18 protein-coding genes, 1 tRNA gene and 1 pseudogene are annotated in these 23,027 nt (G+C 64.5%); 9 read left to right on the top strand and 11 right to left on the bottom strand.

Going from position 1 to position 23,027, the window contains the following annotated elements:
* Positions 1-134: 134 nt before the first annotated feature.
* The 5 genes from RHA1_RS40605 (at position 135) to RHA1_RS40585 (ending at position 8,138) form a co-directional block, all read left to right on the top strand.
* The gene (locus RHA1_RS40605; protein ID WP_011599834.1) at positions 135-1,664 is read left to right on the top strand and encodes a DUF3375 family protein; all 1,530 of its coding nucleotides are present in this window, start codon (positions 135-137) and stop codon (positions 1,662-1,664) included.
* Positions 1,661-2,449, top strand: a complete 789-nt coding sequence (locus tag RHA1_RS40600; RefSeq protein WP_011599833.1) for a DUF4194 domain-containing protein — start codon at positions 1,661-1,663, stop codon at positions 2,447-2,449. The genes RHA1_RS40605 and RHA1_RS40600 overlap by 4 nt, the downstream gene beginning before the upstream one ends.
* Complete coding sequence (locus RHA1_RS40595; RefSeq protein WP_011599832.1) at positions 2,436-5,867, top strand: ATP-binding protein; 3,432 nt, start codon at positions 2,436-2,438, stop codon at positions 5,865-5,867. Before RHA1_RS40600 ends, RHA1_RS40595 begins: the two co-directional genes overlap by 14 nt.
* Positions 5,864-7,036 carry a Wadjet anti-phage system protein JetD domain-containing protein gene (locus tag RHA1_RS40590; protein WP_011599831.1) on the top strand — a complete coding sequence of 391 codons (1,173 nt, stop codon included), beginning with the start codon at positions 5,864-5,866 and terminating at the stop codon, positions 7,034-7,036. The genes RHA1_RS40595 and RHA1_RS40590 overlap by 4 nt, the downstream gene beginning before the upstream one ends.
* 244 nt (positions 7,037-7,280) lie before the next feature.
* Positions 7,281-8,138, top strand: a complete 858-nt coding sequence (locus RHA1_RS40585; protein WP_167541003.1) for a helix-turn-helix domain-containing protein — start codon at positions 7,281-7,283, stop codon at positions 8,136-8,138.
* 216 nt (positions 8,139-8,354) lie between these two features.
* On the opposite strand, the gene RHA1_RS40580 is transcribed toward RHA1_RS40585, so the two are convergent.
* The 6 genes from RHA1_RS40580 to RHA1_RS40560 form a co-directional block, all read right to left on the bottom strand.
* Entirely contained in the window at positions 8,355-10,100 is a 1,746-nt protein-coding gene (locus tag RHA1_RS40580; protein ID WP_148228498.1) for a hypothetical protein, read from the bottom strand.
* A gap of 506 nt (positions 10,101-10,606) precedes the next feature.
* Positions 10,607-10,777, bottom strand: a complete 171-nt coding sequence (locus tag RHA1_RS51000; protein ID WP_167541002.1) for a hypothetical protein — start codon at positions 10,775-10,777, stop codon at positions 10,607-10,609.
* A 283-nt stretch (positions 10,778-11,060) separates the two neighbouring features.
* Positions 11,061-11,420 carry a hypothetical protein gene (locus tag RHA1_RS40575; protein WP_011599827.1) on the bottom strand — a complete coding sequence of 120 codons (360 nt, stop codon included), beginning with the start codon at positions 11,418-11,420 and terminating at the stop codon, positions 11,061-11,063.
* A 4-nt stretch (positions 11,421-11,424) separates the two neighbouring features.
* A complete protein-coding gene (locus RHA1_RS40570) occupies positions 11,425-12,159 on the bottom strand; it encodes a hypothetical protein (RefSeq protein WP_011599826.1) in 735 nt (244 codons plus the stop codon).
* A gap of 368 nt (positions 12,160-12,527) precedes the next feature.
* Positions 12,528-13,778, bottom strand: coding sequence for an Lsr2 family DNA-binding protein (locus RHA1_RS40565; RefSeq protein ID WP_050787607.1), 1,251 nt, complete (start codon positions 13,776-13,778; stop codon positions 12,528-12,530).
* A 551-nt stretch (positions 13,779-14,329) separates the two neighbouring features.
* On the bottom strand, positions 14,330-14,650 hold the full coding sequence (locus tag RHA1_RS40560; RefSeq protein WP_011599824.1) for a hypothetical protein: 321 nt from the start codon (positions 14,648-14,650) through the stop codon (positions 14,330-14,332).
* 1,889 nt (positions 14,651-16,539) lie between these two features.
* Here RHA1_RS40560 and RHA1_RS40545 point away from each other — a divergent pair.
* Complete coding sequence (locus RHA1_RS40545) at positions 16,540-17,040, top strand: MTB12 C-terminal domain-containing protein (protein ID WP_050787606.1); 501 nt, start codon at positions 16,540-16,542, stop codon at positions 17,038-17,040.
* A gap of 195 nt (positions 17,041-17,235) precedes the next feature.
* Here the strand turns inward: RHA1_RS40545 and RHA1_RS53855 are convergent.
* Positions 17,236-17,395 (bottom strand): annotated as a pseudogene (locus RHA1_RS53855) (DUF4190 domain-containing protein); the annotation flags it as partial.
* A gap of 837 nt (positions 17,396-18,232) precedes the next feature.
* Here RHA1_RS53855 and RHA1_RS40535 point away from each other — a divergent pair.
* Entirely contained in the window at positions 18,233-18,571 is a 339-nt protein-coding gene (locus RHA1_RS40535) for a WhiB family transcriptional regulator (protein WP_011599818.1), read from the top strand.
* 13 nt (positions 18,572-18,584) lie between these two features.
* A complete protein-coding gene (locus tag RHA1_RS40530; protein ID WP_011599817.1) occupies positions 18,585-18,875 on the top strand; it encodes a DUF4193 domain-containing protein in 291 nt (96 codons plus the stop codon).
* A 143-nt stretch (positions 18,876-19,018) separates the two neighbouring features.
* Here RHA1_RS40530 and RHA1_RS40525 read toward each other — a convergent pair.
* The 4 genes from RHA1_RS40525 to RHA1_RS40505 form a co-directional block, all read right to left on the bottom strand.
* Positions 19,019-19,095, bottom strand: a tRNA-Ile gene (locus tag RHA1_RS40525).
* Positions 19,096-19,178: 83 nt separating this feature from the next.
* Positions 19,179-19,526, bottom strand: a complete 348-nt coding sequence (locus RHA1_RS40520) for a hypothetical protein (RefSeq protein ID WP_041813326.1) — start codon at positions 19,524-19,526, stop codon at positions 19,179-19,181.
* A gap of 328 nt (positions 19,527-19,854) precedes the next feature.
* Positions 19,855-21,021 (bottom strand): alpha/beta fold hydrolase, encoded by a 1,167-nt coding sequence (locus RHA1_RS40515; protein ID WP_011599815.1) that lies wholly within the window; start codon positions 21,019-21,021, stop codon positions 19,855-19,857.
* A gap of 233 nt (positions 21,022-21,254) precedes the next feature.
* Positions 21,255-22,259: a lipase family alpha/beta hydrolase gene (locus RHA1_RS40505; protein ID WP_041813321.1), complete on the bottom strand. Its 1,005-nt coding sequence runs from the start codon at positions 22,257-22,259 to the stop codon at positions 21,255-21,257.
* Between the two features lie 407 nt (positions 22,260-22,666).
* Between RHA1_RS40505 and RHA1_RS40500 the strand changes: the two genes are divergently transcribed.
* A complete protein-coding gene (locus RHA1_RS40500; protein ID WP_011599813.1) occupies positions 22,667-23,026 on the top strand; it encodes a hypothetical protein in 360 nt (119 codons plus the stop codon).
* Position 23,027: the final 1 nt, after the last annotated feature.

Genomic DNA, 23,027 nt, shown 5'->3' with positions numbered 1-23,027 from the left:
CGGTGTCACCGCGGTTCAAAGTCCCTCGGATGCGCGGGCAGTCGGTCTGTGCCGAGTGTCGGGGTTGCGGGCTACAGTCTGACGGGATTGCACAAGTTGACGCTCAACACGGCACTTGACAAGGACTTTCGGATATGTCGGTCATTGCTCGCTATCACGATGTTTCCGGCGCGTTTGATCGCGACACGCTGCGGTTGCTACATCAGAAGTACGCGCCGGTGATCGTGGCGGTGCTGGGCGAGGTGTTCTCCGAAGACGACCAGCGCGTGGTGGCCGAAGACGACCTGCACGATCACGTGGACTTCCTGCTGGAGCAGATCGGCGACGCCGTTCCCGGGACTGAACTGCCGCAACAGCGGGGTCGCGCCTTGGCCTATTCGTGGGTGGAGGGCGCAGCGCGAGGGTGGCTGCGATACAAGGACGGGTCGACGCCGAGTGGACCCACCACGTATGAGATCACCAACGAGGCGCTCGACGCGTTGCGGTACGTGCGCGAGACCGGTCGTCACGCGATGGTGTCCGAGTCTCGAGTCAAGGACCTCATCACAAAGGTGCAGGACACCGCGCTAATGATCAGCGAAGATCGGGAGCGGCGGATCGGCATTTTGAGCACCCAGATCGAGAAGCTGACGGAGGAACGTGACCGTCTGCTCTCCGGTGGTGATTTGGAGTTCGCCGGGACGGGTGAGGTCATCGAGGTCTTGGACCAGATACTCTCCGAAGTCAACAACTTGCCGTCTGACATTCGTAAGGTCGGCGAGCTGTTCGCGGATATGCGTGAACAGTTGCGCCAGGAGTTCCGTGACGACGACCGTTCCACCGGTGAAGTGTTGGATTTGTACCGGCAGCGCATGGATGCGTTGCTCAATAATGACGACCGTGGGCGGGCGTTCGTGGGCGCGGTCGAGTTGCTGCAGAAGACCGGCATGATGCGGGCGTTCGCGACGGACATGGACATCGTGCTGGCGCACGAAGCCGCGCAGGGGTTGAAGCCGGAGGAGCGACGACGGCTCAAGCGGACCTCGAGGGAGTTGAGCCGGGAGGTGCAGCAGGTGATGGTCTCGCATCGGCACATCGTGCAGACCATCTACTCGTATTTGAGTGCCCCGGATCGTATCCAAGCAACAGAGCTGCGGACTCTGTTGCGGGAGTTGGATCGTCGGCTTTCGGAGCGAAAGGCCGTGGCGAAGGTGCGCAGTCGGGTTCCGATCGCTTTCGTACCCGCCACGATCGAGCTCGATCGATTGCGCACAAACCTTGCTGATCCTGCCGATTTCGCCGCGCCCCCGGCGGCCCGTCCACATCTGGCCATCCCCATGTCGGCCGAAGAACAGCGCGAGCTGCTGCGCATGGGTGGGCCGGACGTGGACAAGATGCGAGGCATCCTGATCACCCGGTTGAAGGCGTCCCCACGCGCCACCGTCGCCGAGGTCTTCAATGCCTTGCCCCGAGAGGACCGGAGGCTGGTGGACCTGTTCGCCTTGTTCGAGGCGTCGGCGGACACGATGGCCCTCCGTCGCTCCCACACAGTCGGATTGACCGACAGGTATCTCACCGTACATCCGTTGGGGATCGAGGAGCGTGTCTTCGAAGCGCCCCGGCTGACCTACACCGATGAAGACCGCAGCGTATTGATCGCCAACATGGAACGAGCACAGCAATGAGTACCGATCCTTTGGACGAGTGGGATGACCTGCTGTCGCAGGTCGTCGACGACTGTGAGCCCGCCGAGTCCGACGACGAACCGGACGAGTTTCGGTTCCGGCCGTCGGACACCATCTTGTTCACCGGCGATCAGGGCACGTTGACCTATGAGGCCCGGTCGGTGCTGACGGCTATTCTCAAACGTAATTACCTGTCGGCGGACCAGCATCCGAAGCTGTGGGCGTTGCTGCTCAAACACCGTTATGACGTCGAATCGCGGCTCAACGACCTGTTCCTGATGTTGGTGTGCGACACCGACGCCGGGATCGCTTACAAGGTCCAGGTCCCCGGCGCCCGGTTCCCCACGCTGATGTCGACACAGAACCGTGCCTACACCTGGACCGAGACGATCCTGCTTCGGCATCTGCGGGAAACCTATGCCAACGAACTGGGCCGGGACGGTAACGCGAACGTGGTCATCTCCAGGACGGAGATGGTAGAGCGGCTGCAGGCAGACAAGTCGATCCAGCGCAACGACGAGAAGAAGCAACGCGAGAATGCGGAGAAGGCATTCGAACGCATCGAGAGCGCGGGCATTCTCGTCTCGACGCGCGACACCGGCGCGGACCGCTACCGCATCTCCCCGGTGATCGTGCCACTGATATCGCTGGACAAACTGAAGGCGCTCAGCGCTTACCTCGACACCCTGGACGCCGACGACACGGTGGAGCCCACGGACACCGACGGAGAGATCGCCGCGGTCGACCTGGGCCCCGGCGAAGGGTCAGACGATGACCTCGACTGAGACGGGCACGTTGTTCCCCGACACCGGCAGCCCGCAGTGGCGGATCGAATCCATGCATCTGCTCAATTGGGGCGGTTACGACGGCTACCACCGCATCGACTTCTCACCTGGATCGACCATGATCTCCGGGCCGTCCGGGGTCGGGAAATCGACCCTGATGGACGCTTACACCGCGCTGATGATGCCCAGCAACGTTCCGTTCAACGGTGCCTCCAACGCCGGCCAGGGACGTGCTCGGGGCGGCAACCAGCGCAATGTGGTCTCCTACGTGCGCGGTAAGACCGACAGTGTGCAAAACTCCAGCGGCGAACTCACCGACCGCCGGCTTCGGGGAATCGATGCCCGGGGCCTGCCCTGCAACGCCGCGGCAGTTGTGGCGGTCACCTTCCGCCACGACACCGGCGCATACTTCACCGCCGCCAGGCTCTTCTTCGTTCGAGCATCGATCAGTTCCGACGGCGAGTTGGGAAACCCGTTGCGCCTCACCATTGACGGGACCGTCGACGTCGAGCGACTCTACGACCTGTTCGTCGAGGGTCTCGGGCAGCAGGGCTACCAGCGGAAGCTGGAAGCCACTTTCGTTGGGTCGAAGGTGCACGACACCTACACCAAGTTCCTCACCGTCGCCCAGAGCACCCTCAGCATCGGTAGGAAGGGCGAGGGCGATAAGGCGCTGGCCCTCTTGGCCCGCATCCAGGCCGGGCAGCAAGAAGCCACGATTGATGACCTATACAAGAAGCTGGTCTTCGAGCAGCCCTCCACGTTTGATACGGCCAAGCAGGCACTCGATCACTTCTCGGAGCTGTCCAACAGTTACGAGACGATGCAGCGCGCGTACGACCAGGTAGAGGTGCTCTCCGACATTCAGGAGCGCCACGACCGGTACCAGCGCGCGATGGCCAACGCCTCCGACATCGTTGCTCTGCGGCACAAGGATTCGGGGGACACTCCGTGGGTGCTGTGGCAGAGCAGCGTCGGTGACGCCGAGTACGGGGCCGCCCTGAACGCGGCCGAACAGGACCTCGAGGAGGCCGAAGACGCCTGCCGACGGACCGCAACAGCATTTGACGCGGCAGACCGTAAGGTCGACGAGCTGAAGAACGCAATCCGCACCGAGGGCGGGGAACGTCTCGACCACATCACAGCGGAACTCAAGGGCTGGAGCGAGACACTCGAGCAGCGGGCGCGCAAGGAAGCCCAGTTCCATGCCCGCATCGCCCATCTCGACGACGTCGTAGCTCCGGCCAACGCGAGAGAGATGTCATCGCTACAGCTCCGAGCGCGCGCTTTCATGGACGGACACACAGAACAACTGGAGGCTGTCACCGCGGCAGCTCGCGAGGCCGACGCCCGTCACGCCGACGCACAGCGCGCACACAAATCCGTGTCCGACGAATTGGACGATCTCCGTACCCGTCCGGACTCGAAAATTCCCGCCTACCTCCACCAACGGCGCACCGAGTTGGCCGAGTTGTGCGGTATCACCGATCCGCGCCGCGATCTTCCGTTCATCGGAGAACTGATCGATCTGCACGCCGACGACGAACGCTGGCGCACCGCTGCCGAAGCCGAGATGGGCGGCATCGGCCGCCACATCCTCTACAACGAGAACATCCGGGCACAGTTCGTCCGGAACGCCGACCGCCTCTCCAAGGGCGTGCGGTTACGGTCAGAAGCGGTCCCCTTCAACGCGTCCGCCCCGACATCGATCCCCGATCCCTCCACCCTCGCGGGGAAGGTCCAGTACAAGCCCGGCCCCTTCATCGGTTGGCTCGAAGGATTCATCAACACCACGTTCACCCATGAATGCGTCGACACTGCCGACGCGCTGCTCATCGACGACGGGCGCAAACGTATCACCGCCCACGGGCAGACCCGGCAAGGACGGTCCGGTGCCCACGGTGCGCCGCTACCCAAGGACTACGTCCTCGGATTCAGCAACGCCGAACGCATCGCCGAACTGGAAACGGAGGTCGAACGCCTCACCGACGAGGTACACGCAGCCCACCAACGGGCGGAACAGCTGCACAGTCAGCGCTCGACGATGGTCGAGCACCGCGTCACATGGGAAGCGGTGCTCGATTTGAACTGGACCGAGATCGACACCGGATCCGCCCGCGCCGCCATCGACGCGTTGGAGCAGGAACGCGACGCAATCCTGGCTGCCAGCGACAGAATCGCCGAATTGAAACGACAGCAGAAACAGGCAGAGGAGGACCGCGACACCGCCAGCGAGGCCAAAGCCGTGGCACGCACCCAGCGCAAGGACCTCAATGCCTCCATCGCCGCCCTCGAGCCGCTGGCCGAACGCTACGCCAGCACCCACGCCGCACTGGTGATCACGGGTTCGGTCACCGTGACCGACGCGCAGCAAAGTCTGCTCGACAAAATGCTGGGACTGTCCTACACCGGCGACGCCCACACCCTGCAGGAAGCGTTCGGGAAGGTCTTTGACAGCATCACCGACAGGTTGGCCGACGCCACTGACGAAACCTTTAATGCACGACGAGCACTGGAGGACATGTTCAAACGGTTCAAAGCGGAATGGGACAACTACGAGTGGGGCACCGACATCGCGTCCTACCCGAACTACTACAACCACTACCGCCGACTCGTCGACTCCGACGTCATCCGTCATCGAGACGACTTCCTCGGGGAGGTCAACAAGTGGACCGGAATGGAGTTGGGGTTGCTCAGTAGCGAGTTCGAGACCGAGAGGCGGCGCATCATCGACCGGCTGCACGACGTGAACGCGATCTTGGAAAGAATCCCGTTCGGCCGCGACGGCGACCGCCTCCGCATCGACCCCGCCGAACGCGAAACCCCGACGTCGCGCCACTTCTGGTCCAGCCTGCAGCAATTCATCGAAACATCCAGCAGCGCAACACCCATGACACTCGACGTGGCCAAGGCGCGTTATCACACCATTACCCAGTTCATCCGGCAGATCATGCCTGCCGACCAACTACCTCGCGGCGAGTCCTCCCAGCGAGAGGAAATCCTCGATGTGCGCCGCCACATCAGCATCAAGGCCCAGAAAGTCGACCCCGCCGACCCCGGCAACATCAAGGGCACCTACGCCGAATTCGACGCCAAGTCCGGTGGCGAGATGCAGGAGATGGTGGCGTTCATCGTCGGTGCGGCGCTGCGATACCAGCTCGGAGACGAACAGAACTCCCGCCCGACCTTCGCCCCGATCATCCTCGACGAGGCATTCATCAAGGCCGACTCCCAGTTCGCCTCTCGGGCCGTGCAGGCCTGGATCACCCTGGGGTTCCAGCTCATTGCCGGATCGGTTGTCGACAAGGTCTCCGCGATCTCCCGCAAGGTCGATCGGGTCATCCTCATCAACAAGGACACGGAAGGCTACTCCACGGCATCAGCATTCATCGCAGACGCACCGGTGCCGACATCATGAAAGACCCTGCCGCCGTCATCACCGACCTCACCAAGGCGCTCACCAAGCACTGGGCGGCCTGGGTTGTCGACGAGCCAACAGGATGGCCACGCACCTACCCGATCGGCACACCCGCCCGCGGCGACCTCGAGACCAACTACGCCACCACCCACCGGCCGGTCATGCAGGCCTGGGACCGGTGGGGTGCTCAGCACGTCCACCTCTCGTGCAGTCTCCGCTACGCGCGCCGCCGTGTGGGCCGGCTTCTCCTGAACATCCCCACACATCTCGACATCTACGACCTCGACACGGCCGCCGCTCTCGCCGCCGAAGACTGGTCCATCACGATCGCCCGCGCCCGCCATCGCCGCCAAATCCTGTCCGACACCCTCGACTTGGACCTACAGCCACGCCTTCTTCAACAGACAGTTGCCCTCGCCGACACCGACTTCACGCTGCTCTGTCGCACCGTCGACTGGTTCCACCACCACGACGCGACCGGCCTCACCACCCGGCAGGTCCCGATCCCCGGTCTAGACGCAAAGTGGCTCGACAAGCACACCGCGCTGGTCCTGGCCCTCCTGGACCGGGACAGCCTCGACCTGATCGACCGGCCCCAGCGCATCGACCTGACCTATTTGGACCAGAACTGGCGTGCTCGCGGAAACCGGATGCGCGACAGCCTCGCCACCGACGACACCAACGCCACCGTCGCCTACCCACCCGACATCATCATCATCACCGAAAACAAGGACAGCGCACTGTTCTTCCCTACCCTCCCGCGAGGGATCGCCGTCGAGGGCGGCGGATGGGCGATCACCCACCGCATCACCCGCCACACCTGGTTCCAGCAATGCCCACGGATCGTCTACTGGGGAGACATCGACGCCCACGGCTACGAAATCCTCAACAAACTCCGCACCGAACACAGCGCGGTCGATTCGATACTCATGGGCCCACAAACGTACGACGAATACCACCAATTCGGTGTGCGCACTGATCGGCGCGGAAACCCGATCTCCGCTCAGCGTAAGCCACTTCCGAATCTCACCGATTCGGAAAGAGTTGTCTACAACCGCATCACCGACTCAGAACATTCCGGGCCGCTACGAATCGAGCAAGAACGCATTCCACTCCAACTTGCAGAGCAAGTCGTCCGATCCCGCACGCCTCGCCAACCCCCTGACTAGCTTCCCGCGCGACCTGGGCCCCGAACCCACGGTAGATGTGAGGCTCGACCCAGTCGGCGTCGGTGATCAGCCGGGAACGACCCGGCGCATCGGCAGCGCCTCGAAGCCCCTATTGCCCGATACTGCCGACTCTCGCGGCTCCACACCCATGCCCAAGGCCCGCGCACCAACTCCGATCTACGCCAATCGCGCACGACAGAGTGCACCGTTGACTACTCACTGAGCGCTCATTATGCTTCGATGCATGCCGAACGCTCGCCAGTTACGTGAAGAGCTCGAAATGACGCAACCGGAAGCTGCAGCAAGGGCTGGCGTTAGCGTTGCAACGTGGCGACGCTGGGAGGACGACCCCGCGTCGGTAAGCAGTGCCACTCGCACGAAATGCGAGAAGGTGATCGATCGCGAGTCCGCCGCCAAGGAACGAGCCAAGCAGATCTCTCACAAATATGAACAGACCTGGAATGACTCCGTCACCTTGACACCGCGACAGGCCTACGCATTGACGGTCATACTGCACGGATGGGCCGACACCGACCTGACGATGTGGATCGACGGTGACCTCGATTGCCCTCTGCACGATGTTGGCCCCTTCGCCGGGATCGACCGTCGTGCGATGTTCTACGTCGACGGGAACAAGGCATGGGCAGCAAAGGCACTGGAACGCTGCCGAGCAGTTGCAAAAGAGATCGAAAGTGGCACACTTCCGTTCAACCGGCCAGGGTGTTTCTTCGACGAGCTCCTGATGGCAGCAGCTCTCCACGAAGCACCGCACATCATGGACCAACTACCGGAACTGTTCGAGGGGATCACGCCTCGACCGTTCCGCGACTTCACAGACGATGACGATGTCGATGACTTCTACATGGTTGACGAGGAGTGGGATGCGGTCAGCGACCGCTTCGACGATTTGTGTCGATGGGACGAATGGGAGGTGCCCCTCTACGCGGACCATGACTTACTCCCGGCCATCCTCGCCGAACGCAACCCGTTCAACTGGTTCGACCGCGCGGAGGGAACCGGCGCCGGCTACCTCCAGAAACTGTCGGGCTTGGTTGTCGATGACACGGAGGAAAGTCACATCGACGTAGACGAGAGTGCGTAAGTACCTTCACCCGACACCGACCCAAGTCATACGTCCGAGCGTGGTCGCACCGCCGAACCCGGACGCCATGGTTGCGCTGCGAAATATCTACCCACCTCAGCGTGATTCGAGTGCCGCCGCAAATTGCATTGGGGTCGTTCAGGATGCTCGAATCCCCGATCCCCTTGATGCCGCGGACCTTGTAACGATGCCAACGGGCTAGTCTCGATCGACAATTCAGCGATACGGAATCGGTGTAATCACCCGAGTCCGAGAACGCGTCGCCTCGTGCATGCGCAGCCCACGCGGACCATCTTCGGCGGCACCGGGCATATCTATCAGCCATGCAAACACATCGTCGGAGAGCTGACTCGGATCCTCCAGGTCCGCGAGCAGCACCTCCTGGCCGCGCTCGTCGTACGGTGACGGCAGATCGATCCCCGCCTTGATGGCATCGCGCACAATCTCAGTACAGATCGCCTGCCAACGGCCCTGCCCCCACCAGTGCCGGGTGTACTCGGTCGAGCCTCCGATCGTCAGAAACCGCATAGTGGCCTCGCCGCCCAGGATCTGCGCGTCAATCTCCTGCCACGCATCCAGTCGCGAGCCGACGGTCTCTTGGACCTGGGACCACCCGTCGCCGAACAGCTCGGCGATCACTCGACCGTCCGGCAGCGTCCAGGTGGAGTCGGTCAGCACGACCCGTATGCCGTCCCAGTCGATCCCCTCGATCGGGTCGATGTGGGGACGGATCGCCGCGGTGACCGCGATGTTGACCCGCGCCATCAGAACGTCGTCGGCCAGGTGCCACGCTTCGACGGCGGTGTCATTGCGCCAACACCACGCGGCGATCCCCAACGCAACAGCGTCCGGTACACAGTCAGGAAGAACGTCGCTGGCCAGCATCCCTGCGACCGCGGTCATAAAGGTCACCAGCTCGTCCGACGTCGTCAGATCGGTGATTACCTGTTCGGCCGTGACGTCGCGTTCCACAGCTGCTACCGCGAAGATCCACTCGGCGTACTTGCCCATCATGAAGTCCGGAAGCGACACCACAGCGTTGTCCGAGAACGCTATTCGGGTGGCATCGAGCAAACCCCACTCACCGGCACGCTCGGTCACCGCACGCTGTTGTTGGTCGATGTCCCCCGCAAGGTCGATGACCTCGTCGTCATCGAGCATGCTGAACAGTTCCGACGATTCTTCGTCTCCGAAACCGTCCAACGATTGCAACAGCAATTCGCCCTGCTCGGGCCGGTACTCCACCTCGATTGCCATACATGTTCGACGCATCCGCGTAGCCAGGATCGGCCCGATATCCGGGTCGAACTCACCCCACGGCTCATCCTCGTCCATCGACCACCCCGCCCACCGCAGGGCATCCAACAGTTCATGCAGACGCTCCCAATGCTCCGACCACTGCAACTGCGTGGGTACCTCCGTTTCGCGGCTTGCCGCGCTGACCCGGTTCAGCAACCATTCCGCCGCCTCGGGATCGTCGACGGTAATGATCAACGGATCCGGACGCACCTGCGCCGGTTCGTAGCCCACCATCCGCGTTAGGCTGGTCACGCCGATGCCCCGACCGGCAAACACTCCCTCGAGTCGTTCCCCCACCCCTCTCAACGCCGTATTACGGTCAGCGGTTCTCCGTTCGAAGGCAGCCCGGTCCGCTTCAGCTTTCCGGCCCGCCTCATCGAGACGCCGCACCTGCTCCGAGGTGCCCCACATCCGGCGCCGACCCTCAGAGTGACTCGCCACTTCCCCGCCGGCTTCGAGCCTTTCCAGTACAGACATCACCCGCCGAACCTGGCAGCCCAACTCCGCGGCGATCTGCGCCGCAGCGACCAGATCCGCCGCCTTCGCGTGCCGCTGCAGACACCACAACACCTGGCCCTCGTCAGACCACAACGGATCCGTGTCGATCTCCGCGGCTTCCCCTGCTGTCACATGCGCCCGGCACGCCGGCGCGAAACGCTCCAACGGCCTCGAATACCGCACCGGGGCCTGACAGGAGCCACCCGCATTTGTCGCGCGTCCACACAAGGGCCGATTCTTCACACCCGCCGATACTACTTTCTGCGACCACCTATTTGGCTCCCGGCATCACACACCTCTCCGGAATTCACGGGACCAAACCCAGGCACCGTTGGTGGCGATGTCCGGTAGTCCGCCTTATCTCCCTACGCGACCTTTGATGCCGATTACCGCCGCGCTGCTGCGCTAGCGTCCGAAGCTCCGCCACGGCGACGGCGATGCAACCGGCGCCAGTTCCGTGCCAAGCCTCACGATTCTGTTGCCTCTGCTGTCCGCGGCGGTGGTGTTGCCGACGTCATCGACCGCGACTCCTGACCATCCAGAGGTCGATTGAGCCAGGGGCGGGAACGGGGCGGATGGCACCCGCACCACGCACACTGAAAGCCACGATCATCCGCCGCCAGGGACTCGATTTCTCGACCCACAAATCCGCTCGGGGACCTGCCCTGAGGTCAACCGATCAGGGGACGGTAACTCTCGAGCTTGAGAAGGGACCGCACGTATCCCGCTTCCGCCACGGCCGTCACCTCATCGAGGTAGGTCAGAACGGCCGGATCTGCGGCCTCGAGGTCGAGACACATCTGTTCAGGGATCCAACGCCGGATCGCATCGTGGGAGGTCATTCCAATCACCACCTACGGGGTACCCGCCGCGGTCGGCCCCACTCATCCCGGCCCTGCCGAATGGTGCCCGCCGATGAGCCGTCCGAGGAGGCAGTTCCCACCCCGGGCCGAGGTCGCACAAGGAACTCCCAGACGATCACGGGCCGTGGTCGCCTTCCCGCCGACTGCACCGACCTCCGGGTTGTACTGCGCAGTCCCGCTGTGCCGTTGATGAAAACCAGGCTCGGCGACGAGGATTTCACGCATGACTGCGCGACCGCGAGGTGTGGTTGCGGGACCCCGGTCACCGAATATCTAGGACGAGCCCGAAGTCGTCGCGGAGGGAGTCGATGACCCGGTTGCGGGCGGTGCCGCGCAGGATCCCCTCGGCGACCACCGCACCCACCGATAACCCGACGTACAGGTAGCCACCGAGCAGTGATCCGCCGGGGCAGACGAGGTCGTCGTCGACCGGGTCGAACCGGCCCTGCCGCGGAATTCGCGTGGTGCGGGTGTTGATCGTCAAGCCGTCCTCGAGCGGGGCGATGGCGGTGGAGTTGAAGCTGTTCGGCGGGAAGGGGCTGTCGGTGCGGTGGATCCGCCACAACTCGGTGCCGGCCGAAATGGTGTCGGTGTGCGCGGGTGCGCCGTTGTACGTTCGCACCCGCTCACATGCCCCGGCGTGCCACGTCGAGGACGTTGTCGATCGCGATCTCGGTCAGCTCGCCGGCCTCGAGGTCCTCGAGGGGGCTGCGGCCGTCGAGGAGCTCGGTGGCGGTCAGCCACCACGACGCCGCACCGTACGGGTCGTCCGCCACCGCGAGCCGCCGGTTCGCGTACTTCACCAGGTCGTGGATCTGGTGGCGTGCCCGGTCGAACTGGAACAGCGGGTACCGGTAGTCCGGCCGGGAGCCGATCGGCAAACCGATCAACTCCCCCGCCTTCCGCCGTTTCTGTGCGACGCTGCGGATCGGCTCACTCGTCGGCGCCAGGATCGTGGCGACTTCCTTGGAGTCGATCACCTCGAGGGCGTCGAGGACCGACCTGCGGGCCGTGGCTCGCGGCCCAGTGTCATGGGTGTCGGTGACGGTCGCGATCAGTGACTGTGCGAGCTGTAACCGCTCCGTCTGTGACAGGGCGGCCGCGGAAAACTGGGTGAGCGCGGTGACCACGTCTCCGCCCGCCTCCTCTGCCCCCAGTGCGATCAGTTCGGTGCCGCGCCGACCCGCGCGGGGCCCGGAATCCGGCGCCTTTCCAGCCTGGACCAGGGCGAGACGGAACTCCGCGAAATACGTGCCCAACGCCCGCTCGAGACCCTCGACACGGATCGACTCGGACATCCGCGCCACCACCACCGGATCGATGGCAGGAGCCGGTCCCGAGGAGAACGCTTCGGCACTCATCCAACCCTCCCAGGTACGATCGTCCGAACTACGTACCTATCGTACCTTCGAGCGGTCGATCCGTCGATGCCCGAGACCAGCGGCCCAAACGGGGGCCAGTGAGCGTGCCACCGATTCCCCTCACAGTTCTCGCTGGCGGGTCCCGCCCCGAGCGGACGGGCACGGAGGGGCGGGGCGGGGATCGACGGTCACCTCGTCCGTGCCCGCGAAGACCCGGCGCCATCCTCGTGCGCGATTACCCCGCCCCGTACGCCGGCACCGCTGACACGGACCATCGCCCACCGCATGGCGCCGAAGGCCATGATTCCCACCGGCTCATGGCCTTCGCGACAGGATGTCCACGGTGTGCACCGGAGCGATGCTGCAACTCACGCGACCGGCATCTCCACCTGAGCGTCACGGAAAGCTCGCTGGATCTCGGACGGAATTCGGCCACGCGAGGACACCTGATGACCCGCCCCGAGCGCCCACTCACGAATCTCCCTCGACGACGACTTACCCGCCGGAGCCTTACTCACCACTTCCTTCCTCACCGGCACCTTCGCCGCGACCGGCTTCTTCCCGGCCGACTTCTCCCCCACTCTCTTTTCCCCCGTCTTGGTCGCGGCCTTCTTCGCGGCCGTCTTCGTCGTGGGAGCTGTGCTCACCGTCGCCGGCTTCACCGGAACCGTCGCGGCGGTCTTCTTCGCGGCGGTCTTCTTCGCGGCGGTCTTCTTGACCGGCGCCGCCTTTGCCTGGACCTGCTTCGCCCGAGCGTCATGGAAGGCCTGCTGAATCTCGACCGGAATTCGGCCATGCGAGGACACCTCATGACCCGCGCCGATCGCCCACTCACGAATCTCTCTCGACGAATTCTTCGCCGGAGCCTCACCCACCGCTTCCCTCGTCGCCGGCACCTTCGCGGCGGCCGCCTTCTTTACGGCTGTCTTCTTCGCGGCCGTTTTCGTCGCCGGAGCCGATACAGCCTGAGTCTTCTTCGCCGGAGCCGTCGCCGCGGCCGTGTTCCTGACAGCTGCCTTCTTCGCGGCTGCCTTCTTTACCGGCGCCGCCTTTGCCTGAACCTGCTTCGCCCGAGCGTCATGGAAGGCCTGCTGAATCTCGACCGGAATTCGGCCGCGCGAAGACACCTCATGACCCACCCCGAGCGCCCACTCACGAATCTCCCTCGAAGACGACTTCTTCGCCGGAGCCTTACTCACCACCTCCCCCGCCGCCGGCACCTTCGCCGCGACCGGCATCTTCACAGCCGTCTTCTCCGCAACCGACTTCGTCGTAGCCTTTTTCTTCTCAGCTGTCTTCTTAGCGGCTGTCTTCTTAGCGGCTGTCTTCGTCGCCGGAGGCGTGTTCGCCGTTGCCTGCTTCACTGGAGCCTTCGCCCGCTTTCCCGGAGTCGTCGCCGCGACGGGCTTCTTCACAGCCGTCTTTGTCGCGGCCGTCTTCTTTACCGGCGCCGTTTTCCCCTGAACCTTCTTCGGCTGAGCGTCGTGGAAGGCCTGCTCGATCTCGGCCGAGATCCGGCCGCGCAAAGACACCTCGCGGCCCTGCCCGATCGCCCACTCGCGAATTTCCTTGGTTGTCTTCGTCGCCGAACTGTCAGAACTCCTCGGTGATATCGCCATGTGTCTCCTTCTTCGCTGGGTTAATGTCGAACGCACACAGTAAACGGCAGGCGGGCACTCCCGGTAATCAGGAAATTTTTCCGAGCTGAGATTTCATTGTTCCCAACCCATTGCCGATCTGGGCATGCCGACACGATCTTCCTGGAGTCCCCACTCGCGACGCACCTAGGATTCAGGCAGGTAGAGTGCGAATCAGTTTGGCAGTCAATAACTTTGGTTGCCGCAGCACGATAGAGCAACATTGGGATTGCGCTACAGCCTAGGCGGTAGCCGTCAGGCCGAGTCGCTCCGATCCGGATCAGCGATTCTCGATCCGTGTGTCTATCACGTAGGAATGCGCATCTGCGGGTCTCCTCGAGTGAACCCTGATCCAGGCAGCGCCACCCCATTGCGAGCAAGAAATAATCAAGATCAGTGACCAGTCAGCGATCGCAGCTCGCCTCCCGGACAAGCAAGTCGAGCGGGTCCGCGTCAGATGACCCTTCGCGGGACGTTCACCCAGAATCCCGGGACCCGCTCGAGGTCGCAAATGGTCACCGCAGCAGTCTGACTCAGCTGGCCTGTTTCAGGTCGCCGTAATGGGTGTGTGCCTTGGCAGCGAGCAACCACAGGGGGTCTTCGGTGCCCTCCTGGGCATAGCCTTTTTCGAGGCCGTCTTCGAGGTACCGAGTCCGCACCCAGTCCTCCATCGCTTCCGCCGACTGGTCCGGTAGTCGGTAGATGACCGCGAGTGCGTCTTTGAGTTGGTCGTCGTCGATGGTCATCGCTTGACGCTGTTTGCGGAGCCACAACGCTTTCTTGCTCTCCCCTGCGCGGTGCAGTGCCACGAGACGGAACGCCATCTCGAGGACGAATGGGTGGTTCTGATTCATGGTTGTCCCCTCCGGCGGATACGTCGATGTTGCCGTGGCTCATCCTGGCATCCATCGTAAATCTGGTTGCCGATTCTCAGTTCCCATTCGAACATGCGTGGCCATTGCCGGTCGAACAGCTTATTTCCAGGCCGACCGGTCGACGATCCGATTACGGGGCGAGCGCCGACGCTGTTGGCTGTTCGTTAGGTGCCCGACCTCGTCCCGGTGCGGGCCAGTGACAGGCACAGTTGACCGAGACCGCCCTCAACAACGCGGAACAAGCCGGCGCTATGCCTGAGGATCTCCGGAGCCATCCCGCGGTGAAATGCGCTACAGCCGAGCTGAACTCACCGATCCTGAGAATTGCGCCCCGTTCATGCCGGTCGGGCTGGTCGTGCGCGCGAACAGTGCGGCTGTGGTACCCGAGGACGCCCCGAGCCGGTGCACCGTTTATCGAGCAGGCTGCCGGCTTTTGGTCGTCGCCTTCGATGCTCACCCCGAGTCCGCACCCTTGAGCTCCACCTCTCGGTCGGGGATCTCCCCATCGCATCTTCAACGGCTGAGCCTCCAACGCTCCGCTCCGCCGAATCCACTTAGGGGTTTCGCCCGCGTGCCGCTCCCTTCCCATTGTTGTTTTGCGCTGTCGCCCGTCGGTTGCCGATTATCCTGGGCTGTGATCCCCACGACATCGCCACCCACTGCTCGGAGAGGGTGATTGAGATGGACAACTTCATTCATCTGACGGGAGACAGCTGGAACTTCTGGTCCCCATTTCCGCCCACAGTCACTTCCTGGCTGATCGATGTAATGGGCCAGCTTTCGCGGGCGGGATCATCCCCGGCGGCAGCTGAGCATCGAGCGATGCCGCAGTGGCGGCGGTCCGCGCAAGCGAGAAGGTGGACGCTCGATGCCGACCAATCTGGGGTTATGGAGCACTACGTGCGCAGGGAACCGATTCCGTACGAGTCTGAGCCCGTACCCGACCCGAGACGCTGGTTCCAGAGGATGACGTTTCGAGACCTCCTCCGTGGCCTCCGAGGACTTCTCCATGACCGGAACCCGAGCCCCTATTCGTCGGTCTCACCTCGACGCATGGACGGGTCCTATACTCGCATCTTTCCCTTCAACAGCAGCCGCGGTGGAGTCGGCGGCGGACTATAGCGGCTGCGGCACAGAAGATGTCGTCAGTAGCGGATCCGTCTCCGGAACACGTAGCAAAGCGCCGGATTCGGCGATCCAGACTATTCGCAGAGTTCGCCGATACTGCATATGACCGTGCCATCGCCGGGGCTGACCCAGACGGCGCGTCCGTTCCGGACCTGTGGCTTCAGCAATCGAAGCGGGTTACGGCTCGCAACGGGCCAAAATGTGTGTTCACACCCCGTGAACCAGTCCTGAGCTGCTTCGGCAATTCTTGCGGTGAGGATGGCGAGATCGACGTCAACCGGGGTTCCGAAACCATGACTTCCTCCGTGTTCGGTCTCGAGCCCGATTGACCAGCCCCCGTAGACTTTGGTCTCGTCGACAACAAGCCAGCTCATCTCACCGAGCCAGCTCAGCTCCTCGTAGCAGCGGGTGTCACGCCCTACGGCGTGACATGCACCCACGAAGTGGGGTGGTGCACCAGCAGCGTTGTCCTCCTCGCCACAGAGTGTCAGGTTCCACGATGGAGTCTCCAGCGGATGCAACGGGGGTCGTCGCGATTCTTTCGAAGCCATTCTTCACCCTCTCAACCCGCTGTTGATCGGTCAATCTCACCGCCTTCATGCCCGCGACATGTCCGGGGGTGCGTCGGTGAACCGGACACCGATCGATGACCGGCATCCGATCGATGATGGAGATGCAACCAGGGAATTGGTGTGGCACCGGCTTGTCACGTTGCGCCGGCATGGGGCGATACCCAGATCATGAGGGTGAGGAAAGCTGCGATAGGTGCCAGCGCTCTTGTCGCGATCGCAACCGCGAGCTGCGCCTGCGCCTGCTCGCCCGAGGACACCGAATCGCGCCATCCGACCGTCTTCGTCCAATCCACACAGTTCGCACCGCCGCCGGCGCCGATCACCGATCTCGTGCCCACCGCCGAGCAACTGACCGCCCTGTACAACGCCACCACCAACTACTCCATACGCGAGGAGGACCGGGCGCGACTTCTGGAGGGTCCCAGCGATCAGACCCTGCCGATCGCGCGGGCCTGGGGTGCCCAACCCTCACCCCAATACCTCCAGTTCACCGCCGTGGAACTCGTCGGCCCAGAGATGGTCAACGCGACTGGGCAGGGCCACATCGAGGGCATGGAACCGTACCCGGTGGGACCAATTCCCTTCGTGCGTTCGGGCAACGAGTGGAGGCTATCGCGCGCCTTCGTCTGTGGTGGATTGTTTCTCGCCGCACCACACGTCTGCGGCTGAGGCTTCGCCCGGCACGCGCGGCAAGTTCGACTTCCACTGCCGCTGAGCAACAAACTCGACGAACTCGCGCAGCGTCAGCACCGCAGGGACTGCCCCGGCTCTGGTTGACACCTGACCCGTGAGGGATCCACCCTCACGGTGGAAGGATGATCCACATGCCGAGCCATATCCGGAAGAGTTCCGCCGCGACGTCGTCGCCGTGGCCCGCAGCACCAGACCGGCGATCGCCACACCCTTCCCGGTGATCCCCACCCTCCGGCCGCCCGCAGAGGATCAACCCGATGATGCCCAGCACCATACCGACCGGGGACGCGATCACGATCAGCGCACACACGAACGCGGCAGTCCCGACGGCAGCGCGAACGCCGCGGACGCGCGGCCCTCGAGGCCGCCGAACAGGGCATTACGGGACTCAGCGGGCGCGAGAGGTGATGCATCCGTGACAGCGCCGACCCGACCCGCTGACGGGCACCGTGTTGATCGAACTCGACCCCGTTATGGCCGGTTCGGCCGATCCGCCGCTCGCCGCCGCGACCGCACCCCGGGACCCGGGCGCGTTCGGCGTACCCCACGCGCCGAAGGCGTGCCGTCGGCCGGACGAGGTACGCGTTCGGCGATGATTGTTTCCGCGCACCTGCCCCCCTTGCCGGTCGTGGGGCGCTATTCGTGGCCGCCGTGCACGGTCCGGCACCGGTCCTCACGGTGGTCGGCGACGCTGGCGAACGTGACGGTGGATGTGATGCCAGTTACTTTCGAGCGATGCCCTTCGGTATCGTCCGCCGTGTCGCTACCATCAACTGCACACCCTTTACCACCTCATGAGAGGTGACAGAGTGTGGATCATCCGGGTTCGTCCCGGTTTCACCGATGTCGAGCCCAGGCATCAAATGCACCGACGCGCCCTGCGGACGTGGTGCCGCACCGATCACAGTCCCGGATCCAGGTTGGTCGCTGCCGCTACCCGACCGCCGCCTCCCGGGCATCAGAAGTGACACCGCGGTGTATCGAGGGGTCATGTCGCACAACACCTTCGGATGAACGACAACGTGGTTGTTCCCGGGAGGCCACGCCAAGCCGCACCGATCCGCCCGGCAGACCGCGGCAACAAGCCCACCTCCGCCAGCCACACCCACGCGCTCCGCCCTGACCGAAGAGCCGCCTACCGCTCCAATGCGAAAGCGATCCATCTGCTGTGCCTGACCAATTCCACCGCCCCCTCGACCGGGACTGGCAGCACCGCGCCTTATACCGCGGCACCGACACCGACCTGTTCTTCTCCCCCGACGGTGAACGCGGCAACGTCCGCGCCCGGCGGGAGCGCGCCGCCAAACAGATCTGCCAAGACTGTCCCGCGCTCGACAACTGCCGCGCTCATGCACTCACCGCCACCGAGGGCTACGGCATCTGGGGCGACATGTCCGAAACCGAGCGCGCCCGCCACGCCCGGCGCACCCGCCTCCCGGCCCGACCCCGCGAGCATGTCGTGCCGACGGACCCTCTAACCTGGCGGATCCGAACCCCCAGAGCGTGAAGGTAGAACACCCATGGCCACCGACTACGACGCCCCGCGAGTCGCCGAATCCGACGAGCCGGACACCTCCCTCGAACAGCTGACCGCCAGCCGGAAAGACACCCAGTCCCCCGTCGTCGACGTCGAAGACACCGACACCGCCGAGTCCTTCGAACTGCCCGGCGCGGACCTGTCCGGTGAAGAACTCTCTGTCCGCGTCATCCCCAAGCAGGCGGACGAATTTACCTGCACCAGTTGCTTCCTGGTCCACCACCGCAGCCGCCTCGCCGACACGGCTCAACAATTCTGCCGCGACTGCGCCTGAGAACGTCGGAGCATCCGAGTAACTCGGCCGTCGACAAACTGAGCGGAGTCCGCCACTGTCACCGCATCGCCACCCTCGATCGGCGGAGCGGCAGCCCTGACATCTCTTTTCCACGGGCTCCCTGCGGCTCTACAGGCGACACATGGTGGGGCGGGCGGGGCTCGAACCCGCGACCAATGGATTATGAGTCCACGGCTCTAACCGACTGAGCTACCGCCCCATCACCGCACTACCCCGCCATCGCGCGTGTGGTGATGCTACCGGCCACCCTGCTGTCCATCCCCGCCCGTGCCGGGAACAGTCTCATACGCGGCCGAAGAGCTGCCGCACGCTGCCGTCCTCATCGACCGCATACAGCGCCATCCCCAACAGATCCAGAATCCGCTGCGGTGCCCGCACCGCAGCTTCTACCGAACGCGGCTCGTCACGCACGACCAGCGCGAACGACACCGACTGATCCGCCTCGCTCGGCATCCGCCGCACGAGCTGCCCGATGGCGGTATCGACGTCCAACCCCGGCGCGGCGGTCGCACCCTTGACCTCGGCGTAGAGCAGGCGTCCGTCCTTCTCGGCAACGATGTCGACGACATCCTCGTCGGTACGGACCGTCCAGCCCTGAGACGACAACCACTCCGCGAAGTCCCGGGCCACGCGCGCCTCCTCACCTCTCATACCGCCACGGTAAGCCTGAAACGGCAGTTCAACCCCCTTTTGTCGAGCGACACGGACCCCACGGTGCGCGATACTTCAGGCGCCGAACACGGCACAACTCGAGCCTGCCCCGAAAGATCCCGTGCGGTGAGACGGTCGTCTACGACGCTCCCTCCTGGACCCAATCCGTGCTAGTCACGTAATCACCCGGCTACTAACGAGATTCGTGCCAACGACGCCTGACGCCACCCAGAGCTGACTGTGCAGGCGACGAGCCGGGAACCGGGGCGTCATGCACCTTTCAGTTCGGCGCGGCCTGGGCCGGCGGTTAGCACCGTGTTGGGGCGGGCTCACCCCGGAAACGTGCCGCGATGAACTCGTACGCATCCGGGAAACCCACCACCGCGGTGGTCATGTGCTCGGAAATGTCATAGGGCACGAACGTCAACCTCGCACCCGCCGCGCAGTACCGGTGCGCCACCTCCGCCACCGAATCGAACGGGGTGAGCCCATCGAGCGTGCCGTGCCACATATACACCGGCGCCGTCGGCACCCCCTCGAAATAGCGGAGACTGTTCTCCCGCAACACCTGCCGCGCCGCCGAACTCGCCATCAGACTCCTCGACGCGGCCAACTGCCCGGCGTTGCGGAACGCACCGTGGAACAGCAGGAACCGCCGGCACTCGTTGCTCATCCATTCCCGCAACCACAAACCGGTCTCGTTCAGTTGCGAGGACACCGGCAACCGGGTCGGGTACTCCCGCTCGAGACCGACCGCCGCCGCGAAGGCCAGCCCGAACCCCGGATGCGGGTTGAACCCCAACCCCTCGGCCATCTGCTCGAGATCCGCCGGCACACCGCCCTGCACCACCGCCGCCAGCCTCAGCTCCGGCGCATAGGTCGGCGCGAGCGCCGCCGCCCACGCGCTGGCCATTCCCCCACCCGAGTAACCGGCCAACGCGACGGGACTGTTCGCCAACCCCAGTTCGGTCACCCGCTGCACCGCACGGACACTGTCCAGGGTGATCATGCCGCCGAGCTTGGCGGCCCCGTACGCACCGGTCGGGCCGAGGTGATCGGGCACCGAGACCGCCCACCCCCGCTGCAGGCCCAGCAACATTCCCGGCGATTCCTGCATCTCCAGGTTGAACAGCGCCCGCGAGGGCGCGCACTTGGTTCCCAACGAGTTCACGATCGCCTGATACGACACCAACGGCGGATTCGCCACACCCCTAGGTAGGAGCACCGTCGTGACCGCCAGAATGGGGTTGCCGGCCGAGTTCGTCGACCGGAACGCGACCTGCCACCCGTCGGAGTTGGCGTACATCCAGGTGTCGATCCGCCGCGTCCGCACCACATCGCCCGGTGCCGTGGCCCCGAGATCGGCGGGCGCGAGGTAGAACGGGTCCGGGTCGGGCCACGGATACAGCGGTTCCGCGTTCGCCGGCACCGGAACCATCATTGCGAGGAAGAGGACACCGAGCACCGCCGCCATCAACCCCTGAAACCTCGCCGCATCACGTCCTGCTCCCTCTGCGCCCCCTCGTCAGGACACGGTGACTGTATCCGCGCGGGCACCCGCACCGTTACCGGCTCGATCCGCGGCGGCCTCAGCGACAGCCCCGTAGCCACCACCCGGCGAGCAGGTTTCCGCATCCTCTCCATACCGGCGCTCAACAGGCGCGCCGCCGTGGTGCCGCGACCCATCAGCCCCTGACGCCGCAGCCATCAGAACTTCTCGGTGAGGATCATCTCCAGTACCCCCGTGCCCGCCGGGACCACGGTGCAGGGCGGCGGTGCCGGCGCCTGTGCGGGATCGAGCACACCCATCACCAGTTCCACGGTGTACTCGTCGTAGGGCATCCGGAAATGCCCGGACTGATTGGACGGGCACAGGTCCCCGATCATCAGGTTCGTCGCCGACCCGTCGCGCAACGCGATATTCGTCGCCGGCTGAATGACCTCGTCGAGCCGCGAGCCGATCGTCGTGTACCGGGTCCCCGGCACGGTGTCTGCGCCGCCGTTGAGGTCGTCGAGGAACGACGATCCCTGGGCCTGCTGCTCCAACGCGGGCGACACCAATTCCGGGGGAATCGCCTCACGCGCCCACTGCATGCCGCCGGGCGTCTGCTCGAGGACCGGAACGAGACCGAACAGGGTGCCCCCGTAGGTCGGTGAGGCCAGACCGATCCACTGATCGACCGCCGCCGCACCACCGAGCCGGTTGACGTAAAACCGGGCCACCGTCGCCCCTTGCGAGTAGCCGACGATGTCGACCTCGGCAGCGGCGGTCGCGTCGCGGACCTCGTCCACGAACTGTGCCAGCTGACCGGCGCTGACCGTCATGTCCTCGGTTCCGTAGTTGTCGCCCCCGGGCTCGCCGCCGTAATTGAGCGCGAACACGCAGTACCCCGACCCGGCCAGTCGCGGACCGAGCGCCGCCCAGTCCGAGTACGCGTTCGAGTCCGTGCCGTGCACCAGCACCACCGGCCTCGGATGGTCGGCGGTGGGGGTGCAGGTGTAGTCGTTGACGCCGGGCGGAACCGATCCCGGGTGCTGCCGCGCATACCGGGCGGCATCGTGATGCGTAATGTGGGCGGGACCGACCCGGTCCGGGACCTGCCACACCGAAATCGCCCCGGGCAGGTCCGGAACCTCCTCCGCCGCCGCGACTGGCGCCCCCAGCATGCTCACCGCCAGCCCCATGCCCGCGGCCGCGGCCGTCCACCTCATCTGTCGATGTGTCCGCATCCAGCCGTCCCCTGCTCTCCCTCGGCGGCCCGAATATTCGTGCCGACACCACTACCCGAGCACCGCTGAACCGAGTCGGCTCCGGGGACAGTGTGGAATATGTTGCGCGCAAACACCATTAGGTCGATCGTCCAGTTTCACCTAGGTCGATCGACCAGTTCCACTGGGTCGCATGCCATCCGGCCACCACTTGAACAGGGGGACCATGGCCGCATCCGACAGGCTCGTCCTGCGGGTTCGATCACTACCGCCCGGTAATGTGACGCAAGCCACAGCTAGGGTTGCGGAGATGCCTTACCCTGCTGAGAAACACGCCGTCCAAGGCTCCCCCACGAATCGACACACAGAGTGAGTCGGAACCCGCGCCCACTCGAGGAGGTGCGGTCGCCATGACCACAGAACAGCTGGTCCGCAACACCATCATCGCGGGCCGGGTCGCCGCCGATATCGCCAGCCAGTCGCCCCGAGACCTCGTCGCGGCAATGTTCTCGTTCGACCTCGAGGATGGGAACGTCGACCTCGACGCGGTCGAGCGGATCCGAGACCGCGACTTCGACGACTGGGTTCTCGCCGCCACCCGGTCCGGCCTCTTTACTCCGCGGGAGGTCGAGGCCCTGGCCCGGTCGTGGCACGCCGACCCCCGGTCACTGTTCGAGGAGCTCCTCACCGACGCCGACGACCTGACCCGCCGGCGCTACGAGATCGTCTGGGACTCGCTCGACGAGGCCGACTCACGCGAATACGCCTGAC

The organism is Rhodococcus jostii RHA1, assembly GCF_000014565.1.
In the GTDB taxonomy this organism is placed as follows: Bacteria; Actinomycetota; Actinomycetes; order Mycobacteriales; family Mycobacteriaceae; genus Rhodococcus_F; species Rhodococcus_F jostii_A.
The sequence above is the reverse complement of the archived record's forward strand: the minus strand, read 5'-3'. Positions and strand labels throughout refer to the sequence as shown.

What these genes read in the sequence shown, in the direction of transcription:
- RHA1_RS40605 (WP_011599834.1), top strand. Translation starts at nt 135, where the DNA reads ATGTCGGTCATTGCTCGCTATCACGATGTTTCCGGCGCGTTTGATCGC.
- RHA1_RS40600 (WP_011599833.1), top strand. Translation starts at nt 1,661, where the DNA reads ATGAGTACCGATCCTTTGGACGAGTGGGATGACCTGCTGTCGCAGGTC.
- RHA1_RS40595 (WP_011599832.1), top strand. Translation starts at nt 2,436, where the DNA reads ATGACCTCGACTGAGACGGGCACGTTGTTCCCCGACACCGGCAGCCCG.
- RHA1_RS40590 (WP_011599831.1), top strand. Translation starts at nt 5,864, where the DNA reads ATGAAAGACCCTGCCGCCGTCATCACCGACCTCACCAAGGCGCTCACC.
- RHA1_RS40585 (WP_167541003.1), top strand. Translation starts at nt 7,281, where the DNA reads ATGCCGAACGCTCGCCAGTTACGTGAAGAGCTCGAAATGACGCAACCG.
- RHA1_RS51000 (WP_167541002.1), bottom strand. Translation starts at nt 10,777, where the DNA reads ATGACCTCCCACGATGCGATCCGGCGTTGGATCCCTGAACAGATGTGT.
- RHA1_RS40570 (WP_011599826.1), bottom strand. Translation starts at nt 12,159, where the DNA reads ATGAGTGCCGAAGCGTTCTCCTCGGGACCGGCTCCTGCCATCGATCCG.
- RHA1_RS40565 (WP_050787607.1), bottom strand. Translation starts at nt 13,778, where the DNA reads ATGGCGATATCACCGAGGAGTTCTGACAGTTCGGCGACGAAGACAACC.
- RHA1_RS40560 (WP_011599824.1), bottom strand. Translation starts at nt 14,650, where the DNA reads ATGAATCAGAACCACCCATTCGTCCTCGAGATGGCGTTCCGTCTCGTG.
- RHA1_RS40545 (WP_050787606.1), top strand. Translation starts at nt 16,540, where the DNA reads ATGAGGGTGAGGAAAGCTGCGATAGGTGCCAGCGCTCTTGTCGCGATC.
- RHA1_RS40530 (WP_011599817.1), top strand. Translation starts at nt 18,585, where the DNA reads ATGGCCACCGACTACGACGCCCCGCGAGTCGCCGAATCCGACGAGCCG.
- RHA1_RS40515 (WP_011599815.1), bottom strand. Translation starts at nt 21,021, where the DNA reads ATGGCGGCGGTGCTCGGTGTCCTCTTCCTCGCAATGATGGTTCCGGTG.
- RHA1_RS40505 (WP_041813321.1), bottom strand. Translation starts at nt 22,259, where the DNA reads ATGAGGTGGACGGCCGCGGCCGCGGGCATGGGGCTGGCGGTGAGCATG.
- RHA1_RS40500 (WP_011599813.1), top strand. Translation starts at nt 22,667, where the DNA reads ATGACCACAGAACAGCTGGTCCGCAACACCATCATCGCGGGCCGGGTC.